Origin of the sequence: Chelatococcus caeni (assembly GCF_014196925.1) — a bacterium.
GTDB classification, from domain to species: Bacteria; Pseudomonadota; Alphaproteobacteria; order Rhizobiales; family Beijerinckiaceae; genus Chelatococcus_A; species Chelatococcus_A caeni.
Genome location: NZ_JACIEN010000014.1, coordinates 1 through 20,498, shown reverse-complemented (window position 1 = coordinate 20,498; position 20,498 = coordinate 1). Strand labels below are relative to the sequence as shown.

At 66.6% G+C, this 20,498-nt stretch carries 19 protein-coding genes and 1 tRNA gene; 4 read left to right on the top strand and 16 right to left on the bottom strand.

What is annotated here, in order from left to right; all coding sequences use genetic code 11:
• From GGR16_RS25935 to tesB, 4 genes are all read right to left on the bottom strand, one after another.
• On the bottom strand, positions 1-1,304 hold a 1,304-nt coding region (locus tag GGR16_RS25935; protein ID WP_183319115.1), incomplete at its 3' end, for a DNA translocase FtsK 4TM domain-containing protein.
• A 189-nt stretch (positions 1,305-1,493) separates the two neighbouring features.
• Positions 1,494-2,858 (bottom strand): ammonium transporter, encoded by a 1,365-nt coding sequence (locus GGR16_RS25930; protein ID WP_183319113.1) that lies wholly within the window; start codon positions 2,856-2,858, stop codon positions 1,494-1,496.
• A gap of 25 nt (positions 2,859-2,883) precedes the next feature.
• Positions 2,884-3,222, bottom strand: a complete 339-nt coding sequence (locus GGR16_RS25925; RefSeq protein WP_019402528.1) for a P-II family nitrogen regulator — start codon at positions 3,220-3,222, stop codon at positions 2,884-2,886.
• A 191-nt stretch (positions 3,223-3,413) separates the two neighbouring features.
• On the bottom strand, positions 3,414-4,283 hold the full coding sequence (tesB, locus tag GGR16_RS25920; protein WP_019402527.1) for an acyl-CoA thioesterase II: 870 nt from the start codon (positions 4,281-4,283) through the stop codon (positions 3,414-3,416).
• 115 nt (positions 4,284-4,398) lie between these two features.
• Here tesB and GGR16_RS25915 point away from each other — a divergent pair, with 115 nt between their 5' ends.
• Entirely contained in the window at positions 4,399-5,700 is a 1,302-nt protein-coding gene (locus tag GGR16_RS25915; protein WP_210289727.1) for a ubiquinone biosynthesis hydroxylase, read from the top strand.
• A 214-nt stretch (positions 5,701-5,914) separates the two neighbouring features.
• Here the strand turns inward: GGR16_RS25915 and GGR16_RS25910 are convergent, their stop codons facing one another.
• Genes GGR16_RS25910 through GGR16_RS25895 form a run of 4 tightly spaced genes read right to left on the bottom strand, consistent with a single transcriptional unit; the run spans position 5,915 to position 8,405 of the window.
• A complete protein-coding gene (locus tag GGR16_RS25910) occupies positions 5,915-6,133 on the bottom strand; it encodes a Trm112 family protein (protein ID WP_183319111.1) in 219 nt (72 codons plus the stop codon).
• A 55-nt stretch (positions 6,134-6,188) separates the two neighbouring features.
• Positions 6,189-6,860: an LON peptidase substrate-binding domain-containing protein gene (locus GGR16_RS25905; protein ID WP_183319109.1), complete on the bottom strand. Its 672-nt coding sequence runs from the start codon at positions 6,858-6,860 to the stop codon at positions 6,189-6,191.
• A gap of 34 nt (positions 6,861-6,894) precedes the next feature.
• Positions 6,895-7,794 carry a thioredoxin gene (gene trxA / locus GGR16_RS25900; protein ID WP_026015191.1) on the bottom strand — a complete coding sequence of 300 codons (900 nt, stop codon included), beginning with the start codon at positions 7,792-7,794 and terminating at the stop codon, positions 6,895-6,897.
• Positions 7,795-7,847: 53 nt separating this feature from the next.
• A complete protein-coding gene (locus GGR16_RS25895) occupies positions 7,848-8,405 on the bottom strand; it encodes a prolyl-tRNA synthetase associated domain-containing protein (RefSeq protein ID WP_019402522.1) in 558 nt (185 codons plus the stop codon).
• Positions 8,406-8,674: 269 nt separating this feature from the next.
• Between GGR16_RS25895 and GGR16_RS25890 the strand changes: the two genes are divergently transcribed.
• The 3 genes from GGR16_RS25890 to GGR16_RS25880 all read left to right on the top strand — a co-directional run bounded on the left by GGR16_RS25890 (position 8,675) and on the right by GGR16_RS25880 (position 10,580).
• Positions 8,675-8,749 (top strand) — tRNA-Gly (locus tag GGR16_RS25890).
• An 818-nt stretch (positions 8,750-9,567) separates the two neighbouring features.
• On the top strand, positions 9,568-10,188 hold the full coding sequence (locus GGR16_RS25885) for a peroxiredoxin (protein ID WP_246373343.1): 621 nt from the start codon (positions 9,568-9,570) through the stop codon (positions 10,186-10,188).
• Entirely contained in the window at positions 10,185-10,580 is a 396-nt protein-coding gene (locus GGR16_RS25880) for an ArsR/SmtB family transcription factor (RefSeq protein WP_183319107.1), read from the top strand. The genes GGR16_RS25885 and GGR16_RS25880 overlap by 4 nt, the downstream gene beginning before the upstream one ends.
• 153 nt (positions 10,581-10,733) lie before the next feature.
• On the opposite strand, the gene GGR16_RS25875 is transcribed toward GGR16_RS25880, so the two are convergent.
• The 8 genes from GGR16_RS25875 to GGR16_RS25840 form a co-directional block, all read right to left on the bottom strand.
• The gene (locus tag GGR16_RS25875; protein WP_183319105.1) at positions 10,734-12,893 is read right to left on the bottom strand and encodes a heavy metal translocating P-type ATPase; all 2,160 of its coding nucleotides are present in this window, start codon (positions 12,891-12,893) and stop codon (positions 10,734-10,736) included.
• 5 nt (positions 12,894-12,898) lie between these two features.
• Positions 12,899-13,933, bottom strand: coding sequence for a c-type cytochrome (locus tag GGR16_RS25870; protein WP_183319103.1), 1,035 nt, complete (start codon positions 13,931-13,933; stop codon positions 12,899-12,901).
• A complete protein-coding gene (locus GGR16_RS25865; RefSeq protein WP_183319101.1) occupies positions 13,930-15,177 on the bottom strand; it encodes a c-type cytochrome in 1,248 nt (415 codons plus the stop codon). The genes GGR16_RS25870 and GGR16_RS25865 overlap by 4 nt, the downstream gene beginning before the upstream one ends.
• Positions 15,174-15,794 carry a cbb3-type cytochrome c oxidase subunit II gene (locus GGR16_RS25860; RefSeq protein WP_183319099.1) on the bottom strand — a complete coding sequence of 207 codons (621 nt, stop codon included), beginning with the start codon at positions 15,792-15,794 and terminating at the stop codon, positions 15,174-15,176. The genes GGR16_RS25865 and GGR16_RS25860 overlap by 4 nt, the downstream gene beginning before the upstream one ends.
• Entirely contained in the window at positions 15,791-17,362 is a 1,572-nt protein-coding gene (locus GGR16_RS25855) for a cbb3-type cytochrome c oxidase subunit I (protein WP_183319097.1), read from the bottom strand. Before GGR16_RS25855 ends, GGR16_RS25860 begins: the two co-directional genes overlap by 4 nt.
• Before the next feature lie 118 nt (positions 17,363-17,480).
• Positions 17,481-18,392 carry a c-type cytochrome gene (locus tag GGR16_RS25850; protein WP_183319095.1) on the bottom strand — a complete coding sequence of 304 codons (912 nt, stop codon included), beginning with the start codon at positions 18,390-18,392 and terminating at the stop codon, positions 17,481-17,483.
• Positions 18,389-19,729: a c-type cytochrome gene (locus GGR16_RS25845; protein WP_342640510.1), complete on the bottom strand. Its 1,341-nt coding sequence runs from the start codon at positions 19,727-19,729 to the stop codon at positions 18,389-18,391. The genes GGR16_RS25850 and GGR16_RS25845 overlap by 4 nt, the downstream gene beginning before the upstream one ends.
• Before the next feature lie 103 nt (positions 19,730-19,832).
• Positions 19,833-20,360, bottom strand: a complete 528-nt coding sequence (locus tag GGR16_RS25840) for a thioredoxin family protein (RefSeq protein ID WP_183319091.1) — start codon at positions 20,358-20,360, stop codon at positions 19,833-19,835.
• Positions 20,361-20,498: the final 138 nt, after the last annotated feature.

Genomic DNA, 20,498 nt, shown 5'->3' with positions numbered 1-20,498 from the left:
CTCATCGAGCGGGCGATGTCGTCGGCGAGCGAGATGACGCGCGAGGACTTGGTGCCGGGCGCCGGTTCCAGCTCGTAGAGCGTCACGACGGGGCCGGGATGCACGTTGATGATCTCGCCCTTGACGCCGAAGTCCTCCAGCGTGCTCTCCAGGAGTGCCGCGTTCTGCTCGAGCGCTTCGGGCGAGATCACGGCGCCGTTGTTCTTCTTCGGCTCGGCGAGGAGGGCGAGCGGCGGCAGCTGGTAGTCCTCGCCGTCGTCGAGGAAGGAGGGCTGCGCCTCCCGCGCCAGGCGCTTGCCGGGCTTGGGCGCCGCCGGCGGCGGCACCACCCGCGACACGGCCGGCCCCGCCGTCCGGGGCGCATAGGCCTCGTCCTCGTCGGCAAAAGGCGCCTCGGCGGGATCGTAGCCGCCGAAATCCGCCGCGCCGTCGAAGGCGTCGTGGGCCGCGGGGGCCTGTTCGAAGCGCGGCTCGCGCCGGGATGCGGCGCGCGGTGCGGCGGAGGGGGCCTGCGGCGCGGCTTGAAAGCCGGCGTGGACCTGCGCCGGACGCCGTGCGGCGAGGCGGCGGGCGATGGCCGATTTCAATGTCATGAAGCCGTGCACGAGGGCGCCGAGCGACACGATGCCCCAGCCGGGCTCGTCCGCGCCGTCATCCTCGAAATCATCCGCATGCGCCCGGCGCGAGGAGCGGCGTGGTGCGAGCTCCTCGTCATCGTCGTCATCCGCCGTCTCGGGGAAGCCGAAGCCGCAGGCGGCCGTCAGCGCGAGGATGGCGATGCCGGCATAGACGAGCGTGATGATGGCGGCGCCGGGGCCGCTGGTCAGGCCGAGGGTGCTGCGCAGCCCGAAGAGCAGCCCGTCGCCGACGACGCCCCCGAGGCCGCTCGGCAGCGGCCAGGAGGTGGTGGCCGGCATGGCGCTGGCGACGGCGGCCGCCGCGGCCGTGCCGGCGAGCCACAGCCCGATGCGCAGCGCCAGCCGCTCGAGGCGCCGCCGCCCCATGAGCTGCAGGCCCCAGATCACCACCGGCACGACGAAGACGATGGCGCCCATGCCGAGGATCTGCATGCCGAGATCGGCGATGACGGCGCCGAGCGGACCGAGAAGGTTCTTCACCGGCCCGTTGGTGGCGTGGGTGAGGCTCGGGTCCTCGACCGACCAGGTGGCGAGGGCGAGGCCGAAGGCGAGCGCCAGCGCCACGAGCCCGAGCCCGCTCATCTCCGCCGCGCGACGGGCAAAGAAGCGGCGCATGGCGTCCGACAGTTCGTCGGCTTGCGACAGGGAGTGGCGGCTCGTTCGCATGGCGGCAACCGGGCTGGGATGAGACGGCTCCCGGCCGCCCGGCTGGGCCGGGACGACCGATGCCTTACCCTAGCCGGCCGCGAGTTAAACCCCCGTTAACCTTGTGCGGCGGCCGCGATGGCAGGGGACAAGGAAAAGGCCGCGCCCTTGCGGGGCGCGGCCTTCTGGTTCTCGGGCGTCAGGGGCGGGTCAGCTGCGCATGCCGCTGCCGCTGAACTCCGGATAGGCCTCGACGCCGATCTCGGCCTTGTCGAGGCCAAGCGCCTCTTCCTCGGCGCTGACGCGAATGCCCATGGTCGCCTTGAGGATGAACCAGACGACGAGGCTGACGCCGAAGGTGAACACGCCATAGGCGAGGATGCCGATGATCTGCGTGCCGAAGCTCGTCTCGCCGTTGGTCAGCGGCACGGCGAGCGTGCCCCAGATGCCGGCGAGGAGATGCACCGGGATCGCGCCGACGACGTCGTCGATCTTCAGCTTGTCGAGCATCGGCACCGCGAAGACGACGATGACGCCGCCGATGGCGCCGATGATGATCGCCGTCACGGGGCCAGGCGTCAGCGGCTCGGCCGTGATCGAGACGAGGCCGGCGAGGGCGCCGTTGAGCGCCATCGTGATGTCGACCTTCTTGTAGATCACCTGCGTCAGCAGGATGGCGGCGACGACACCGCCGCAGGCGGCGAGATTCGTGTTGGCGAAGATGCGCGAGATGTCCGAGACGTCGGAGTTGGTGCCCATGGCGAGCTGCGAGGCGCCGTTGAAGCCGAACCAGCCGAGCCAGAGGATGAAGGTGCCGAGCGTGGCGAGCGGCATGGACGAGCCCGGCAGCGGGTGGACCGCGCCGTCAGGCCCGTACTTGCCCCGGCGCGCGCCGAGCACGAGCGCGCCCGCGAGCGCCGCCCAGCCGCCGACCGAGTGGACGATGGTCGAGCCCGCGAAATCCGAGAAGCCCATGGCATCGAGCCAGCCCTGGCCCCACTTCCACGATCCCGTGATGGGATACATGAAGCCCGTCAGGATGACGGTGAAGAGCAGGAAGGGCCACAGCTTGATGCGCTCGGCGAGCGTGCCGGAGACGATCGAGGCGGCAGTGGCGACGAACACCATCTGGAAGAACCAGTCGGAGGCGACGGCATAGTCGCCCTCGTTGGCGGTGCCGGAGGCCGGCCAGCCGTAGACACCGAAGGAGCCGAAGAAGCCGCCGTCGACGTTGGTGTACATGAGGTTGTAGCCGACGAGGAGGTACATGATGCCGGCGATGGAATAGAGCGCCACGTTCTTCAGGCACTGCATGGAGACGTTCTTCGTCCGCACGAGGCCGGCCTCGAGCATGGCGAAGCCCGCGGCCATCCACATGACGAGAAAGCCGCCCATCAGGAACAGCAGCGTGTTGAAGATGAAGGCGGTGTCCTTGGCGGAGGCGAACTCTGCGGCTGCAGCGGGCGCCTCGGTCGCCGCCTCGGGGGCGGCGGTCTGGGCCAGCGCCGGCAGCGCAAGGACAAGGGAAAGGGCGAGGGCGCCGGCTCCGACCCCTGCATAGCGCTTGAACGTCATCGTTCGAACTCCTGGATTGCGGGGCTCAGAGGGCATCGCCGTCGGTCTCGCCGGTGCGGATGCGCACGGCCTTCTCGATGCTGTAGACGAAGATCTTGCCGTCGCCGATCTGGCCGGTGCGGGCGGTGTCGGCGATGGTGTCGACGACCTTGCCGGCAAGGTCGGCGGGCACGGCCACCTCGATCTTCAGCTTGGGCAGGAAGCTCACCGCATATTCGGCGCCGCGGTAGATCTCGGTATGCCCCTTCTGCCGGCCGTAGCCCTTCACCTCCGTCACGGTGAGGCCGTGCACGCCGATGGCGGTCAGCGCATCGCGCACCTCCTCCAGCTTGAACGGCTTTATGATCGCCATCACGATTTTCATGTCCCGTTTCCCCTTGACCCCGAGCAGGCCCGGCGTACGGGCCCCGTGAAGTACCGGGAGGGACGAAACAAGCCGCGTGCCAACCCGCGGATTCGGGCTGCCGCCGTCCTCAGGAGGGCGCGAATCGGCCTGCCTGCACTTTAGGCAGGCGCAATGCGGCAGATAACTGCCTAAAAATTAGGCAAATCGCCTCAGGCGAGGTCGTCCCGCGGGCGGATCAGCCCCTCCTGGGCCACAGAGGCGACGAGCTCGCCATGGCGCGAGAAGATGAGCCCGCGCGAGAAGCCGCGGGCGTCGCCGGCCGAGGGGCTGTCCTGCGAATAGAGCAGCCATTCGTCCGCCCGGAAGGGGCGATGGAACCACAGGGCATGGTCGAGGCTCGCGGCCTGGATGGTGCGCTCGAACACTGTTCGCCCGTGCGCGACGAGGCTGGTGTCGAGCAGCGTCATGTCGGACGCATAGGCGAGGACGCACTGGTGGATGGCCGGATCGTCCGGCAGCCGGCCCGTGGCGCGGATCCACACGTTGAAGCGCGGCTCCATCGGCTCGCGCGACATGTAGCGGCGGAACTCCACGGGCTTCAATTCGATCGGCCGGTCGCGCTCGAAATAGGCCCTGACCGGGTCCGGCATCAGCGGCAGCACGCGCGCCTTGATCTCCTCGTCGCTCGGCAGGTCCTCCGGCCCCGGCACGTCCGGCATGGGCACCTGGTGGACGAGGCCGGGCTCGTGCACATGGAACGAGGCGGACATGGAGAAGATGGCCTGCCCGTGCTGGATGGCGACCACGCGCCGCGTCGTGAAGCTGCGCCCGTCGCGGATGCGGTCCACCTCGTAGATGATCGGCACCTTCGGGTCGCCCGGCAGCAGGAAATAGGCGTGCAGGGAGTGGACGTTGCGCTGCGGCTCGACCGTGCGCGTGGCCGCCACCAGCGCCTGGCCGATGACCTGCCCGCCGAAGACGCGCTGCCACCCCACCTGCGGGCTGCGACCACGAAACAGGTTGTGTTCCAGCACCTCGAGATCGAGTATTTCGAGCAGATCGGAGATGGCGTGCTTCATGGTCCGTCCCGGGGCAGGTGCATCAGCACCTGCGATGATACAAAGCCCCGCGCGCGGGGGTTGAATGCATGAGGCCCTTGCCGGGCCTGTTCGTCAAGATCGTCGGAGAGAAGGCATGGCCGCAGCGAAAGGCACCGGACGCAAGGGCAGCGCAGGGCGGCGTGCGGGCACGCGCGCGATCCCGCCGTCCCGGCGCGTCGTCATCGCCGGTGGCGGGCTTGCCGGCCTTGCGCTCGCCCTGTCGCTCGCCAGGGGCGGCGCCGGCGGGCTCGACATCACCGTCTGCGACCCGGCGCTCGCGCGCCCGGCGCCCGGCGGCGATGCGTCCCGCGCCTCGGCCATCGCCGCGGGCGCGCGGCGCATGCTCGAGACCCTGGGCGTCTGGAGCGTCGTGGCGGAGCGCGCGGAGCCGATCCTCGACATGGTCATCACCGACAGCCGCCTCGCCGACCCGGTGCGCCCCTCGATCCTGAGCTTCGCGGGCGAGGTGGCGCCCGGCGAGCCCTTCGCGCACATGGTCGAGAACGACGACCTCGTCAACGCCCTCGCCGCCGCCTGCCGCGAAGCGGGGGTCACGCTCGCCGCCGAAGGCATTGCCCGCTTCGTGGCCGGGCCGGAGCGCGTCTTGGTCACGACCGCCTCCGGCGCCGTCATCGAGGCCGGCCTCCTGGTGGCGGCGGACGGCGCCCGCTCGCGCCTGCGCGACATGGCCGACATCGGCTGGGTCGGCCGCAGCTACGACCAGGTCGGCATCGTCGCCACCATCGGCCACGAGCGCCCGCACGAAGGGCGCGCCATCGAGCATTTCCTGCCCTCGGGCCCCTTCGCCATCCTGCCGCTTGCGACGCGGGACGACCGGCACCGCTCCTCCATCGTCTGGACGGAGCGCGCCGACGCGGCCGACTACCTGCTGCAATTGCCGGACGAGGACCTGCGCGAGGAGGTGGAGCGCCGCTTCGGCCTCGAGCTCGGCGAGATTGCGCTGTTGTCGCCCGCGCGCGCCTTCCCGCTGTCGATCGGCATCGCCCGGCGCTTCGTCGCCGGGCGCTTCGCCCTCGTCGGCGACGCCGCCCACGTCGTCCACCCGATCGCCGGCCAGGGCCTCAACATCGGCCTGCGCGACGTCGCCGTGCTGGCGGAGACGATCATCGACGCCTGCCGCCTCGGCCGCGACGTCGCCGACGAGGAGGCGCTCCTCGCCTATGAGCGCGCCCGGCGGTTCGACACGGTGACCATGGGCCTCGCGACGGACGGCCTCAACCGCCTGTTCTCGAACGACCTTCTGCCCGTGCGCCTCATGCGCGACCTCGGCCTCGGCCTCGTCGAGCGGATGCCGGCCGCCAAGCGCTTCTTCATCCGCGAGGCGGCGGGGCTGACCGGCGCCGTGCCGCGGCTGATGCGCGGCGAGGCGCTGTGAGGGGTTGCGTCCGTCGTAGTGCCTGACGGCCCGATCGCTCTGCCCGCCGGCGAAGAGGGCGCCGCCGCTCGCGCCAGTTTACCAGTTTACCTTCCCGCGACGGCCCTCCCGTCGTCATGGCCGGGCTTGTCCCGGCCATCCACGCCCGTGGGGCCACCATAGGCTTTCCGGGAGATGCCCGCGACGGGCGCGGGCATGGCGGTTATGAGGCCGTCTAGTCCAGCGGCCGCGCCTCTTCCGGCAGCATGATCGGGATGCCGTCGCGGATCGGATAGGCGAGCTTGGCCTGCCGGCTGATCAGCTCCTGCCGTGCCGCGTCATATTCCAACGTCGTCTTGGTCAGCGGGCAGACGAGGATCTCGAGCAGCTTCGGATCGACGCCGCTCGACATGCGTGTCGGGCTCTGCCCCTCGTTGTTCCGGCCTTCGCTCATCGTTTCGCCTCGTCTCGACGCCTGTCACAGCCGAGCGAATCGCATGCGGCGCGGCTTATTGCAACGTCGTTTCGGATCCGCCGGCGATGCGTGCGAGCTCGATCTCGGTGATGGCGACCAGCGTCTCCGCCCGCGCCTTGAGATCGGGCGCCTCGAGAAGGGCCTGCTTCTCCTTGGCGCCGAAGGGGCTCATCATCGACAGGGCGTTGACGAGCGCCTCGTTCGGCGCTTCCTCGATGCTCTTCCAGTCGATCTTGAGGTCGTTGGCGGCGGCGAAGTCCCGGAGCGTGCGGATGAGCGCGTTGCGGTCCACCGCCTCCTCCCCGGCGCGGGGCGTGAAGTCGACGGCGAAGGGGTCGTAGTCGACGCGCGCCTGGCGGTAGGGCGTCATGACCGTGAGCTCCTCGCGCACGCGGAAGCGCGCGATGCCGCTCAGCGTGATGAGGTAGCGCCCGTCGCCGGTCTCGGCCAGTTGGGTGATGCGCCCGGCACAGCCCACCGCATAGAGCCGCGGCGTGCTCGTCTGCGCCGCTTCCTCGGCGTCGGGCTGGATCATGCCGATGATGCGCCTGCCGGCCAGCGCATCGTCGACCATGGCGAGGTAGCGCGGCTCGAAGATGTTGAGCGGCAGCTGCCCGCGCGGCAGGAGCAGCACGCTCGAGAGTGGGAAGAGCGGGATGACGGCCGGCATCTCGGCCGGGCTGCGGTAGGTCGGGTTCATCACCATGCCGTCGTCTCCCGCCGGGCTGCTGGCTCCCCTGTCAGGCGAACAGGAGCGAGGACAGCCGTCTGCGTCCCGCAATCGTCATCTCGTCCATCGGCCCCCAGGCGTCGAAGAGCTGCACGAGCTGCCGGCGGGCGCCGTCGTCGTTCCAGTTGCGGTCGCGCCGCACGATCTCGAGCAGATGGTCGAGCGCCGCCTCGCGCCGGCCGCGGGCGTTGAGCGCGAGCGCGAGGTCGAACCGTGCCTGGTGGTCGCGCGGGTCCGCCTCGACGCGCGCCTCGAGCTCGGCGAGGTCGCCGAGCTCGGCCGACTGCTCGGCGAGCTCGATGGCGGCGCGGCCGGCGGCGATCGCCGGGTCGTTCGCCTTGTCCGCCGGCGCCATGGCGAGGAAGCGCTTCGCCCCCTCGATGTCGCCGAAGGTGACGTGCAGCTTGGCGAGCGCGCCGATGGCGGCCGTGTTGGTCGGCTCCTGCGTCAGCACCGCGGCATAGATCTCGGTCGCGCCGGTCGCATCGCCGGCCTCGAGCATCGCCGCGGCCTCCTCGAGCATCACGTCCGTCGCCGCCGGGCCGACGGGGCCGACGAGGCGCTCGATGAAGCCCTTCACCTGGCTCTCGGGCAGGGCGCCCATGAAGCCGTCGACCGGCTGGCCGCGCTGGAAGGCGATGACGGCGGGAATCGACTGGATGCCGAGCTGGCCGGGAATCTGCGGGTGCTCGTCGATGTTGAGCTTGACGAGCTTGACCTTGCCCTTGGCTGCCGCGACCACCTTCTCGAGAACGGGGGTGAGCTGCTTGCACGGGCCGCACCACGGTGCCCAGAAATCCACCAGCACGGGCTGGCGCGCGGATTCGGCGATGACGTCCTGCCGGAAGTCGGCGGTCGTCGTGTCCTTGATGGTGCCGGCATCGGCCACGGCGGGCTGTTCGTTCAACATTCAAACCTCTGTTTGTGACGAATGCGGATCGGGCCTTCCTGCCCGCGGCATGTTCAAGATGGGGCGGCGATGCGCGTCTGGCAATCGTCCGGGCGCATCTCGCCCGCCGGCCCGGGGCGCGATGCCGGCACGACGAGCGGCTCGTGGCCCGTGGCGCGCAGGAAGGCGAGAAGGTCGTCGCGGCCGATGGTGCTCGTCATCGTGTTGACGAGCGGGTGGAAGTTGAGGCGCTCGTTCTCCAGCATGGCGGCGTCGAGCACGATGGTGACGGCGCCGTCCCGGTCGTTGAAGGCGCCGAAGGGCGTGACCGAACCGGGCTCGACGCCGAGGTGCTCCTTCAGGAGCTCGGCGCTGGCGAAGGAGAACTTGCCGCTCGCGCCCACCGCGGCCGGCAGCGCCTTGAGGTCGATCGCGGCGTCCTCGAGCGCGACGACGAGGAAGAGCTGCCCCCTCCTGTCCTTGAGAAAGAGGTTCTTCGTGTGCCCCCCGGGAATGAGGCCGCGCAGCGCCTGCGACTCGGCGACCGTGAACAGCGGGGGATGCGTCGTCGTCGCCGCCGTGATGCCGAGGCCGGCGAGAAAGGCGAAAAGATCGTCGGGGGTGGCAGCCATGTCCCGGTTGTACCCACCGGCCCGGCATGCGGCAAGGCGGGAGGGCCGGGGCGGCCGACCGGTTCGCCTCACGTCCGAGGCGGCCGGGGACTCACCGGGCACGGTCGGGTCGTGCGGGCCGGCGAGAGGGTTGGGGCGCAAGTCATCCACAGGCGGGATGGCGCCGGGCGCGGCATTTTGTCGAGCACGCCCAATTTGCCCCTTGCATTGTCCTCCGGATTGCGGCATGTAGCCGACCTCGACGGTGCTGATCGCCGCCGGACATGGATGCGGGTGTAGCTCAGGGGTAGAGCACAACCTTGCCAAGGTTGGGGTCGAGGGTTCGAATCCCTTCGCCCGCTCCAGTTTTCTTCAAGAAAGTCAAATGCTTAAAGAGCGCCCTTGGGGCGCTTTTTGCTTACACGGCCTGTGCGACCGCTATGTGTAAGCAGTATGTAAGCACGAGAATGGGCGTTTTCGGATATGGCAGCGTAGTTTTGGCGCCCACCACGCCTTCTCGGCAAGACGATCCGCTGTCTGCAGGACACGACCACTGGCTCCTTCGATCGAAGAAGGCACGATCTGCTCATCGAATCGCAGATGCCTGCTACACTTGGGCTGGCGGTTCCAGAGTGCGGAATCATTGCCGATCGCTTGGAGGCCGTCCTGTCCAAGGCGACCGACGTTGCCGAAGCCAGCTGGTAGCGATGGTTGCGGGAGGGCGCAACCATCTTTACTTGCGGTCCCACGAAGGCCGCCCCATGAGGCCAACCGACGTGCCCGAAATTGCCAAGCAGATAAAGGTCATCGGGGCCTCCGGCGGCCGATTGTACGCGCTGTTCCGGGTAGCAGCGTAGATGCTCTGGCGGGCAACGTTCAAGCGTGTTGCGCACCGGAATTGGTCCGGTCCTTGAGACGACATTGGAAGCCAACCCCTCCGACGACGAAAGCCGTGGCGAGGTAGGCGGCGAGGACCGCGTGGACGGGCCGTATAGAAGGCCTGGGTCGAAGGAGGTTGCCCAGTTTGGTCCGGGTCGGAACCGGCCGTTCTCGGGTTTCGAAGCCGGTCGCGTCGCCGCCTTTTTTATCTATTCAACTAACCATGTAACTGTGTAATCGTATTGCGTCAGGCGGCGCGCCATACGACAAACACGTAAGTGACGCTTTCGAGACCACGGCTTCGATGAACGACGTATCGATCCGCATACCTCCCCCGACCCTGCGTATGGGCGACGCCGCTCCTGATTTCGAGGCCCGTTCCACCCAAGGTCCGATCCGGCTTTCCGACTACAAGGGCCGGTGGCTGGTGTTCTTTGCGCACCCGGCGGACTTCACGCCGGTCTGCACCACAGAGTTCGTGGCGCTCGCCAAAGCGCACGATCGTTTCGCTGCGCTCGATTGCGCACTTCTCGGTCTGTCGGTCGACAGCCTCTATGCGCATCTCGCCTGGGCCCGCTCCATACGTGAGCTCTTTTCGGTGGAAATCCCGTTTCCGGTGATCGAGGACCCGTCCATGCTCGTCGGTCGCACCTACGGTATGATCGACGAGACGGCGGAGAACAGCGCGGGAGTTCGGGCGAGTTACTTCATCGACCCGGAGGGCGTCATCCGGGCGATCACGCACTATCCGCTGACCATCGGACGTTCGGTCGACGAGATGCTGCGGATGGTGGCGGCGCTGCAGGCCACCCATTCCGGCGAGAAGCTTGCTCCGGCTGATTGGCAGCCGGGGCAGCCGCTTCTCCTGCCGGCCGATGAAAAGGCGCAGCACGAATCCGACTGGTTCTGCCGGAGAGATGGATGAAGGCGCTATGGCAGTCCCGGGCGCAAGCCGAGGCCGCGGCCGACAAGCTGCGCAAGTTCGCGCAATCGCAACGGTTGATGATCCTGTCCCTTCTCCTCGAAGGGGAAAAGTCGGTGACGGAAATGGACGCGGCAACCGGCATCGGGCAGCCAGCGCTCAGCCAGCAGCTCGCCGAGCTCCGCAAGGCTGAGCTGGTCACGACGCGTCGTCAGGCCAAGCAGGTCTATTACAGCCTTGCCGGCGAACCCGTTGTTTTGTGCGTGCGCAGCATCGAGGCGGTATTCGGCGCCGGCAATCCTGAACAAATGCTTCTCAAGATGACGCGGCCGGAAGCGAGTCAGAAACGAGAGCATGTGATCGAGGGCGCCGCCAACTTCGCGCGACTGCGTTGACGGATCATCGATCCTTGACCGGCTCTTAAGCTTGCGGGCTCACCTGCTCGTCCTGGGTACGTCGGCTGGCGATCTTCGCGAAGATTGGAACCGAGTATCTCGCATCTTGTCGGTGACGAAGCTCTATTCGCAGGCCGCCCACGAAGCGGCACTCTAACCGCGCCTAACCAACGGCTCGTCGCAGAGTTCTGCGGACTGGGGCGCCGCTTTTGCCGGCACGGCGGACGTTCCTGATAGTTCTAAGCGCAAGCTGTTGAACGCGACCGACGACGAACTCGCGAGCATGGCGAGCGCCGCCAGGGAAGGAGACAGCGTGCCTGCAATTGCCAACGGAACGGCCAACAGGTTGTAGACGATGGCGAGGCCCAGGTTTTGTCGGGTGATTGATACCGTGCGACGGGCAAGCGCGATCGCAGACACGAGCTGATCGATGCCGCCTTTGACGATGACCACGTCCGCGGTTCGCGCAGCGGCGCTATGGGCACCGGCAACGGAAATGCCGCAATCGGCGGCGGCGAGCGCCGGAGCGTCGTTAACGCCATCCCCGACGAAGAGAACAGGAGCGGTTGCGGCTTTCACGAGCTCGACCTTGTCTGCCGGCGTGCAGCCGTAACGGACGCGGGGCGCGGGAATACCGAGAGCCTTCGCGACCCGCAACGTCGGACCGCCGCCGTCTCCGGACGCAATCCACATGTCGATACCCATCTCCCGGAACCGGTCGACGGTCCCGCGCGCTTGGCCGGTGGGAGCATCGGCGAGGCCGAGGGAGCCGATGACGACATCGTCGAGGCTCACGGCAAGCGAGGTCATGCCGTCGTCGCGATCGATTCCATAGACGCTGATGCAACGACCGTCGCGATCCCTTGCCTCGGCGCTGCGTTCCCGCCGCGTCCCGCCCGCGCCTTCTTCACGGCCGTGTCGTGCGACGATCGCCCGCGCCAGAGGATGATCGATCCCGGTTTCGGCAATTGCAGCAAGCCGCAGCACATCGTCTTTGCTCCAGCCCTTGGCAGCAGCGACCTCAACCACTGAGGGGAGGCCTGTGGTCAGAGTACCCGTCTTGTCGAAGATGGCTGTTGCCGGCTGGGCGAGCGATTCAAAAGCGACAGGATCCCGGAGCCGCAGGCCGAGTCTCGCCGCGATGCCGGCCGCGCGCGCCTGTGCAAGCGGCGCGGCGATCGACAAAGCGCACGGGCAGGCTGCGGCAAGCACCGTCAGCCCCCTCAGAATGGCGTCTGCTCCCGCGACCCCTGCGAGCGGCAGCGTGACCGCAGTGAGCAGCGCCAATCCCGGGATTCCCCAGCTCAGCACGCCGGCGAGACGGTCGGCGCGTGAGGCGAGCGTGCCGCGCCGGGCAAGCTCCAGCATGATCGCGCCGCCCATACGATCAAGGTCGCGATCTCCATGGGCACGGTCGACCGAAACGATGAGGCGCCTTTCGAGATTGATCGCGCCCGCCTCGACGCGTTGCCCGGCGCCGACCGGAAGCGGATGGCTTTCACCTGTCAGGACCGCGCGGTTGATGAGGCTCCGGCCCTCCTGGATGATCCCGTCGACACTGATCGCCGCGCCGGCGTCGATGACGACCCGATCGCCGATCTCGACCTCACTGCATGGGACAACTTTGTTCCCCGAAGCGGTGCGTCTTACGGCCGTCTCCACGGAAGCCTCTTCGAGAGCCTTCAACGCATCGATTGCGCTGCGCCTGGTGATCAGATCGACGAGACGCCCGAGAAGGAGAAGCGTGATCAGCATTGTCGCGGTGTCGAAATAGACATGCGATGATCCGGACGCGAGTGACACCAGAGAGAGAGCAAATGCGCCGCCGGCGCCCAAGGCGATCAGCAGATCCATGGTGGGCGTACGCAGTCGGACTGATCGGAAGGCCATCCAGAAGATGCCAGCTCCCGCCCAGAGCAGGACCGGCAGCGCCAGGACGCCGGAGGCGAGCGCGATCCACCAGGCGACTGTCGCATCGATGTCGGAGACGTAGAGTACGACGGCGAGCGCCATCGACCACATCCCTGCCATCACGGCGACGGCAAGGCGAAGGCTCAGCCGGCGAATATCTCCAGAAAGCATTGCCGATAGTTCGTCGGGCTGATGCCGGTCGACCAGGGCATACCCGGCGCTCGAGACGACGGACGCGATCTTGGCGATCGATGTCCTCGCCTCGTCCCAATCGACCAGCATGGATGCGGTCAGATGGTGGACGCCGACGCTGTTGACGCCTTCGAGTTGGCTGAGACGCTTTTCCAGCCCGCGCGCGCAGCCGCCGCATGCCATGCCCTCGACCGCGACGAGCCGGCGCATGGCGGTCAGTCCACGGCGCCGACCGGCCGCACCGGATCGGGGGTGCCGACGCCCAGAAGCACGCCGTTGACGACCTGTCCGTAATAGATCTCATCGCCATCGTGGTAGAGTCGGCGCGTTTCCTCGATCGTGCGCCCCTGCTGTCTCGCATCCTTCGGACGCTCGAAGCTGTTGATATAGGCGGCGACGTCCCACGCCTCCTGATCGGTCAGCCGGCCGGGCTGGGACAATGGCATGTTGTGCTTGATGAAGGCCGCAGCCGTGTCGATGCGGGCCATGCCGGCACCCCAATTGTAGGAATTCGGACCCCAGAGCGGCGGAAAGACATAGCGATCGTTGATGTCCATCTGGCCCTGACCCTCGGCACCGTGGCAGACGGCGCAGTTGGCCGCGAACACTTGGGCGCCGCGCTCGGGAGAGTAGCCGAGCTCGGTCCTGGCCACTCTGCCAAATCCGGCGCCGCTCATCAGCTCGTTGTTGGGGGCGCCGCTGGCAAGCCAGTAGAAGTAGCTTTGAAGATCGCGATAGATGTCATCGCCATGCGGCGGAGGCCCACCGGCAACCGAGTGTTGGGCGTTCATGGAGAAGGTGAAGCACCCTTGCACGCGATCTTCCATCGTGTTGATCTGGTTGTTCTTCGACCGGTAGCGGGGATACTGGCCCCAGGCAGCCCACATCGGGGCGGAGAATGGCTGGCGGCCGGCGCCGAGATGGCAGTTCGAACAGGACAGGCCGTTGCCCACATATTGGGATGCATTGGTCGAGGTGTTCATGAAGATCGCCTGCCCCCGACGGATGGCGGCGCCGAACTCGTCGTCGGGAATCTGGTCGTCGGCCGGAGGCTGGAAGAAGCCAGCCGTGGCAGGCCCGGCGACTTGCTGCGACGTTTGTCGTCCTGGGATGATGCCGCTTTCGTAGGCGAGCGCTCCCAGGGCGGCGGCGATGATGCCAGCGCCGGCTGCGTGGATCCACCATCGTGCAATCCGCCCTCTCTGAGGATCGGCTGGTTTGGCGGCAAGGCTCTCCGCAGGCTCTGTCATGGATGTTCTCCGATTTCCGCGATCTGGGTGTCGTCTCCTGCTGGCACTGGAGGGAGGGAGGCGAGGTAGTCGGCCACGGCCCTTCGATCGGCGTCGCTGAGTTCGCGTGAGATCCGCCCCATCAGATCGAGCGGAGAATTGTTGCGACGGCCCCCGGCCCATGCCGCAAGCTGGCTCGCGGTGTAGGCGGCATGCTGGGCGGCGATCGGCGGGAATTCGGGTGCGACGCCGAAGCCGGAGGGCCCATGACAGGAGAAGCAGGCCGGGACGTTGCGGCTCCAGTCGCCATGAAGCGCGAGAGCCTCGCCGCGCGCGAGGCTCCCGCCGAGATCGGGCCGGGCGTTCGATGGCACGCGTAGCGCGGCGTAATAGTCGCCGAGCTGGCGCTTTTCCTCATCGGACAGCGAGGCCACGATCAACCGCATGGATTCGTTGAGGCGACGGCCCGCCGCGAAGTCGCCGAGCTGCTTGACGATGTAATCGGCGGAAAGGCCGGCGAGGCGCGGGGTATTCTCCTTGCCCTGGCCGAGATCGCCGTGACAGCTTGCGCAAGCCCATTGCTCGCCGCGGCCGGTGAAGACCAGCGCGGACACTTCCGGGGTGAGCGACACGGCGGTCGCAGGGACGAAGGCCGGCTGATGGCCCAGATCGAGGTCGGTGGACGACGCAATCTCGGCCCCGCCCTTGAAGCTGCCGCTGCCGGCGACACGATCGCGCAGCATGGCCACATCCGGAGCGTTGAGACTGTCGGACGACGTGCCGAAGCGACGTGCGACATAGGTTGCGAGCTCGCCGATTTCGACATCCGCGAGCACACTGGAGAAGCTCGGCATGTGCCCGTTGAAGACATGGTCGCCAACACGGATCGGTCCATCAATGCCGCGCAGCAGGATCGTTGCGACAAGCTCCGGCCCGTGAGCGACGAAGGCAGAGCCGGCAAGCGGAGGGATGGCGCCGCGCACGCCCAAGCCGTCCGGCTGATGACATGTCGAGCACCGGGCGAGGAAGAGCGGCGCGCCGGGTTCAGTCGCCACGCCGGTTTCCGTATGGCTTCGAGCGACGCGCTCCGCCTGAGCGCCAACAACGTCCTCTCGCGTCTCGAACAGCGTGGCAACGCCCCAGAGACCGAGTCCGACGGCGAACGCGATCAGCGGCCATGGCATCTTGCCGTGCAGTTCGTAGGGCTCGAAGGTTTCGTCGATGCGAGAAGAGCGCTCCGCTTCCTGCTTTTTGTCAGCGGTCATGGCGTGCCCTCCGGACGGCGGTAGCCATCGTCGCGAATGGCGTCGGCGGGCGCCGGATAGGTACGGTCGAGGGACAGCAGGTAGGCGGTGAGATCAAGCGCGTCCTGCTTGGCGACGATAACGCCTGCTTCGGGCCCAAAGCCGGAAGGCATGGAGACGACAACGTCGCCGGGATCGGGGGCACCCTTGACCTCGAAGAGGAAAGGATAGGCCGGCATGATGCTCCAGTCGAAGATGGCGCGCGGCTGATAGAGATGGGCCAGGTGCCAGTCCCGTGACGGCAGTCTTGCGCCGACGTTCAGGAGATCGGGTCCGGTGCGCATTGTCCCGAGCTGATGGGGCGCATCGTAGGTGTAATCCGCGGCAATGGCCGGACGTCCCCAGCCCCGTGCGCCGTCGGGCGCCTGGTCGGGCGATCGCGGTTGCTGGCTGTGACAGTAGACGCAGCCGAGCGACACGTAGACCTGGCGGCCGCGCAATTGCTGCTCGGTATAGGGCTCCAGACCAGGCGGAGCGTCGTGACGGCCGATCTGGATGCCCGGCGCGATGACAAGCAGCAAGGTTGCGAAAGCCAGGATGCCGAGCGCGATGATCGAAAGGGGAAGATAGCGGTTCATTCGGCGGGCACCACGCGTGCGGCCGCCGATGCCCGGCGCGGAATGAGGATGGCGGCGACATTGACGGCGAAGAGGATGTGGCCAAGCGTCATAAGGCTGCCGCCGAGACTGCGCGCCTCGAGATAAGGGATCGTGAGGATGACGCTGTCAGAGAACGGGCGTGTCGCATCGAGCATGGCGAGGCCCTGCAGCACGCCGCCGATCGAAAGCCCGAAGAAGTAGATCGCGAAGCCGACGACGATCAGCCAGAAATGCGCGTTGATCAGAGCCGGCCACAGGAAGGCCCGGCCGGTCATGCGCGGCAGCATGTGATAGGCCGCGCCGAACATGACGATCGTCACGAAGGCGTAGGCTCCGAGATGGGCGTGCCCGACCGTATAGTGCGTGAAATGCGTGACCGTGTTGACCGAGCGCAGCGCCTCGATCGAACCCTGGAACGAGGCCAGCGTATACATGACGGCGCCGAAGGATATGAAACGCAACGGCAGCGATTCTTTCAGGGCCCAGAGATTGCGGGCGACCGTGACATGCTGGTTGATGGCCACCGCGATCACCGGGATGAACATCATCACCGAATGAACGATGGAGAGCGTCACGACCCAGGTCGGCACCGGTCCGCCGATCAGATGATGGATGCCCACCTGGCTGTAGAAGAGTGCGAGGCCCCAGAATCCAAGCAGTGAGACGGAATAGGAATAGATCGGTTTGCCGATGATTTTCGGAATGAAGTAGTAGGCTGTTCCCACGCCGAGCGGCGTCAGCCAGAGGCCCAGCACATTGTGAGCGAACCACCAGTTCACCGTGGCCTCTTCGACGCCCGAATGGATGGGCAGGTTTGCAATGACGAAGAGACAGGGGAACCAGAGGATTCCCGCGAGGAAGTACCAGCCGCTCACATAGATGTGGTGGACCTCCCGGGCGAGCGTCGTCTTCACCAGCGGGATGACGAAGAAGACGCCGGCCAGCGCCAGCAGCATGTCGAGCTGCCAGGGAATTTCCAGCCACTCCTCGCCATCCGTCCAGCCGTTGGCGATCGCGACGGCTCCCAGCGCCACGGCGATGTTCCAGAGGACCGCTCCGATGATCGGCATCCGGGGCGCGCGCAGCGGCGTGTGGAAGATGCGCGGCAAAATCCAGATCATCGCGGCGATGCCGGCCTGCGACAGCCACCCGTAGATGACAAGGTTGAGGTGTAGCGTGCGGACGCGGCCGAAGGTGAGCGGTGCGTAGGCGGAAAGCCAGTCCGGCCAATGCAGCTTCAGCGAGGCGATGAGGCCGAAGGCCGAACCGACGAGCAGCCATAGGGTGGCCGCGACGAGAAGGACGGCCGCCGGCCTCATGGAGATGTGGTCGATGCCGGTGGTGACGGTGTCGAAGTAATGTCGCCTGGCGGGTGATTGCTCGGCGTCGGGGCTGTCGAGGTGGTTCTCGTCGCCCGCGGCGAAGATCACCTTGGCGTCTTGCTGGTCGAGCTTGATCTGCTTGTTGCTGATCGCCCAGATCAGGAACGCGAGCGCGAGCAGCGACACGGCGAAGCTCAACGCCAACAACAGTCCCATCGTCACCATGCGCTAACCCCTCCCCCTTTGCGGCCTGGCTCTTGCGGCAGGCGCATGGGGTCAGCGCTCGGAAACCAAGCTTAAGGCAACCTTAAGAAACCAGGTTCAGCCTTGAAAAAGACATGTTCTAATAACGCGCGTCCTTCGGCTTGTTGCCTGTGGGCCAGTCGTGCACTTTTCCGGCGAAATCGGGACGGGGCATGTGGGTGAAGTATTCCGAAACATCGACGGCATCCTGATCGGAGAGGACGCCGCCCGTTCCGAGCGGTGGTATCAGGTTCATGGCCGGCGGCATCGCATATTTGACGAACTGCGCCGCCTTGTAAGTTCTCGCCATGCCGGCGCCGATATTGAACGATTCGTCACCCCAGAGCGGCGGGAAGATATAGTTGCCGGACTGGTCTTTCATGCCCTGCCCATTGGCGCCATGGCATGAGGCGCACTGGGCGGCGTAGATCGCCTGGCCTCTCTCGGGATCCGGTATCAGGGTGTCGTCGATCGGCCCGGCGTTGCGGACCGCAACCCTGGCGCCTTTGGCCACGTCCTGCCGCAACCAGTCCATATAGGCGACCATTGCCTGCATTTCGGAGCTGTCCTCTGCGAGAGGCTTGCCGTTCATCGATCGCTGGAAGCAGCCGTTGATGCGCGTGACGAGATCGACCGCGCGCCCGGCGCGGGGCATGACGGCGGGATAGAAATTGCTTGTATTGATGTAGGTGTTGGCGTCGGAGAGCTTGCCTTGAGCCATGTGGCAGGAGTTGCAGTTGAGCCCGTTGCCGACATTGATGGGAAGCAGGCGCGCGGTTTCGTTCAGCAGCCGCTTGCCAAGCATGATGGCAACCGCATTCGGCTCTTGCGCGATCGAACTGTCCGGCGGAATGCGATAGTCGCCGATGCGGGCGCCGGTAGCGTCCAGGATCGCGATTGCGTCGTTAACCGGGGCATCCAGCGTGCGCTGGTGCGTTAGCGCAAATATGCCGGCCGCTGCGGTGATCGCCACGATCGCGATCCCGGTCAAGATGAGGGAGCGGTTGGTCATTCTTGTTCTCCCGGTACGTAGTGCTTCGGCTTTCGCGCGATCTCATGACGCATGCGCGAGATGTCGGCCTCGGTGATCTCGCTGCCGTGATTGCCCCAGCCATTGCGGATGAAGTTCAGCATCGCCGCGACCTCGCGGTTCGTCAGGTGAGCGAAGCCGGGCATGGTGAAGGCCATGGTGTCATGCGGGGTGCGGGGCATGCGCCCGCCGGCAAGCGTCACCTGGATGAGGGAGCTTGGATCATCGGCAAAGACCATCGAGTTTCCGGCGAGCGCCGGATAGATGCGCGGCGCGCCCTTGCCGTCCATCCGGTGGCAGGTCGCGCAGTGCTCGACGTAGGACATGGCGCCGGGGGCGCTGAAATCGCCGGCCTTGAGGGCCGCGGTGGTGAGATCCTCCTTCGGCTGCCATGTCGGGCTGCGTCCGTCGCGGGCGTTCAGCGATTTGAGGTAGGTGGCGATCGCCGTCAGGTCGTCGGCCGCAAGATACTGGGTGGAATGCTCAACGACATCGGACATCGAGCCGAAGGCCGCCGTCTTGGCATTGCGGCCAGTCTTCAGGAAATCGACGATCTCATCGACCGTCCAGGTCGACAGGCCAGTGTCTTCATCGCGAAGGTTCTTGGCGTACCAGCCCTCCAGGACGGAGCCCGACAGAAATCGGCTGTTCGGGCCATCGGCGAGGGCCGTTTCCTGAAACGCGATGCCGCGTGGCGTATGGCAGGCGCCGCAATGGGCGAGGCCCTCGACAAGATAGGCGCCGCGCACGAGCTGCGGATCGGTGGTCGTCGCGGCAAAGTCGCGGGGCTGGGCGAATATGAGCTGCCACCAGGCAAGCGGCCAGCGCATGCTGAGCGGCCAAGGCATGGTGGTCGGCTGGTTGTCCTGCCGGACCCCTTCGACGCTCGACATGAAGTAGGCGTAGAGCGCCTTGATGTCCTCGTCCTTGACGACAGCATAGGAGACGTAGGGCATGGCGGGGTAGAGGTGCGTGCCGTCGGGCCGGATGCCTTTTCGTACGGCCCGCTCGAAGTCGCCGTAGCTGTAGCCGCCGATACCCGTTTGAGCATCGGGCGTGATGTTGGTCGAATATATCGTGCCCATCGGCGTCTGCATGCCGAGGCCGCCGGCGAAGGGTTTGCCGCCAGGGGCGGTGTGGCAAGCGATGCAGTCGCCTGCGCGCGCGAGATACGCGCCCTGGCGGATCAGGGCGGCATCGGTGACGTCGACATGCGCCTCGGCCTTCGGCTTGAACCAATAGGGGGTGGAAATCGCGAAGGCATAGGAGATTCCAAGTCCGCAGATCGCGAATAGCGCCAGCTTGATGAACAGTTTCACGATCCGCCCCATTACTTTCAGTAATTATGTAAGTATCATGAGCGACCCAACGCACGCGTTGATCTCAATCAAGCTCCCGCATGTCTTGAAACCGGTATCGATGTCAGGCGAACGGGCGCAGGCGCCGGACGAGGTCACTCGCTCGAAAGGCTCCGACGGATCGCGTGCCTGAGAATTCACGTCCGCTCGCAGTCTGCACGACGAAGAGCGTTGGGGGCCCGTCGGCGCGCAGGTATCGAAGGAGCTCGCGGCTGGACTGGCCCATTCTGGTCACGTCGACCTTGATCAGCGCAATTCGCTCCATGGCTCGCCGGACGCCGGGGTCCGGGAGGATCTTCTGATCAATGGTCTTGCAGAAGGCGCACCATTCCGCGCCAATGTCGACGAGCGCGGTCCGGTAGCGCGGAGCGAGGCGTGCAAGACCGCCTCGGTATTGGTCGAGGTTGGTGACGGTCAGGACCGCGGCCCCGGCAGGAACGGCAAGGCTGGTAGCGGCCGCGACGCTGAGAGCTCCGATCAGGAGCTGACGCCGCGTTGCGACGATCGCGGACCGGGACGGACGATGACCGCAGGCACCCGCGCCCTGATGGTTCCGGTGAATGTCTGCCAGCTTCCAGGTCGAAATCAGCATCTGTGGCTCTCCGTTGTTCGAGGCAACGGTGAGTTCCCGTCTTAGAGTCCGTTTGAGAATGGTGTCAGTGGCTGATCCTGCGCAGCAGCAGGCTTCCCATGGCGACGTGGATCATGGCCTCGGACACGTCGATGCGCT

Bases quoted from the DNA above. Each gene is read 5' to 3' on its own strand.
- GGR16_RS25865 (WP_183319101.1), bottom strand. From the start codon at position 15,177: ATGACCGCTGACAAAAAGCAGGAAGCGGAGCGCTCTTCTCGCATCGAC.
- GGR16_RS25895 (WP_019402522.1), bottom strand. From the start codon at position 8,405: ATGGCTGCCACCCCCGACGATCTTTTCGCCTTTCTCGCCGGCCTCGGC.
- GGR16_RS25840 (WP_183319091.1), bottom strand. From the start codon at position 20,360: ATGCTGATTTCGACCTGGAAGCTGGCAGACATTCACCGGAACCATCAG.
- GGR16_RS25925 (WP_019402528.1), bottom strand. From the start codon at position 3,222: ATGAAAATCGTGATGGCGATCATAAAGCCGTTCAAGCTGGAGGAGGTG.
- GGR16_RS25885 (WP_246373343.1), top strand. From the start codon at position 9,568: ATGAACGACGTATCGATCCGCATACCTCCCCCGACCCTGCGTATGGGC.
- GGR16_RS25915 (WP_210289727.1), top strand. From the start codon at position 4,399: ATGGCCGCAGCGAAAGGCACCGGACGCAAGGGCAGCGCAGGGCGGCGT.
- GGR16_RS25905 (WP_183319109.1), bottom strand. From the start codon at position 6,860: ATGGTGATGAACCCGACCTACCGCAGCCCGGCCGAGATGCCGGCCGTC.
- trxA (WP_026015191.1), bottom strand. From the start codon at position 7,794: ATGTTGAACGAACAGCCCGCCGTGGCCGATGCCGGCACCATCAAGGAC.
- tesB (WP_019402527.1), bottom strand. From the start codon at position 4,283: ATGAAGCACGCCATCTCCGATCTGCTCGAAATACTCGATCTCGAGGTG.
- GGR16_RS25870 (WP_183319103.1), bottom strand. From the start codon at position 13,933: ATGACAGAGCCTGCGGAGAGCCTTGCCGCCAAACCAGCCGATCCTCAG.
- GGR16_RS25850 (WP_183319095.1), bottom strand. From the start codon at position 18,392: ATGACCAACCGCTCCCTCATCTTGACCGGGATCGCGATCGTGGCGATC.
- GGR16_RS25910 (WP_183319111.1), bottom strand. From the start codon at position 6,133: ATGAGCGAAGGCCGGAACAACGAGGGGCAGAGCCCGACACGCATGTCG.
- GGR16_RS25855 (WP_183319097.1), bottom strand. From the start codon at position 17,362: ATGGTGACGATGGGACTGTTGTTGGCGTTGAGCTTCGCCGTGTCGCTG.
- GGR16_RS25860 (WP_183319099.1), bottom strand. From the start codon at position 15,794: ATGAACCGCTATCTTCCCCTTTCGATCATCGCGCTCGGCATCCTGGCT.
- GGR16_RS25875 (WP_183319105.1), bottom strand. From the start codon at position 12,893: ATGCGCCGGCTCGTCGCGGTCGAGGGCATGGCATGCGGCGGCTGCGCG.
- GGR16_RS25880 (WP_183319107.1), top strand. From the start codon at position 10,185: ATGAAGGCGCTATGGCAGTCCCGGGCGCAAGCCGAGGCCGCGGCCGAC.
- GGR16_RS25930 (WP_183319113.1), bottom strand. From the start codon at position 2,858: ATGACGTTCAAGCGCTATGCAGGGGTCGGAGCCGGCGCCCTCGCCCTT.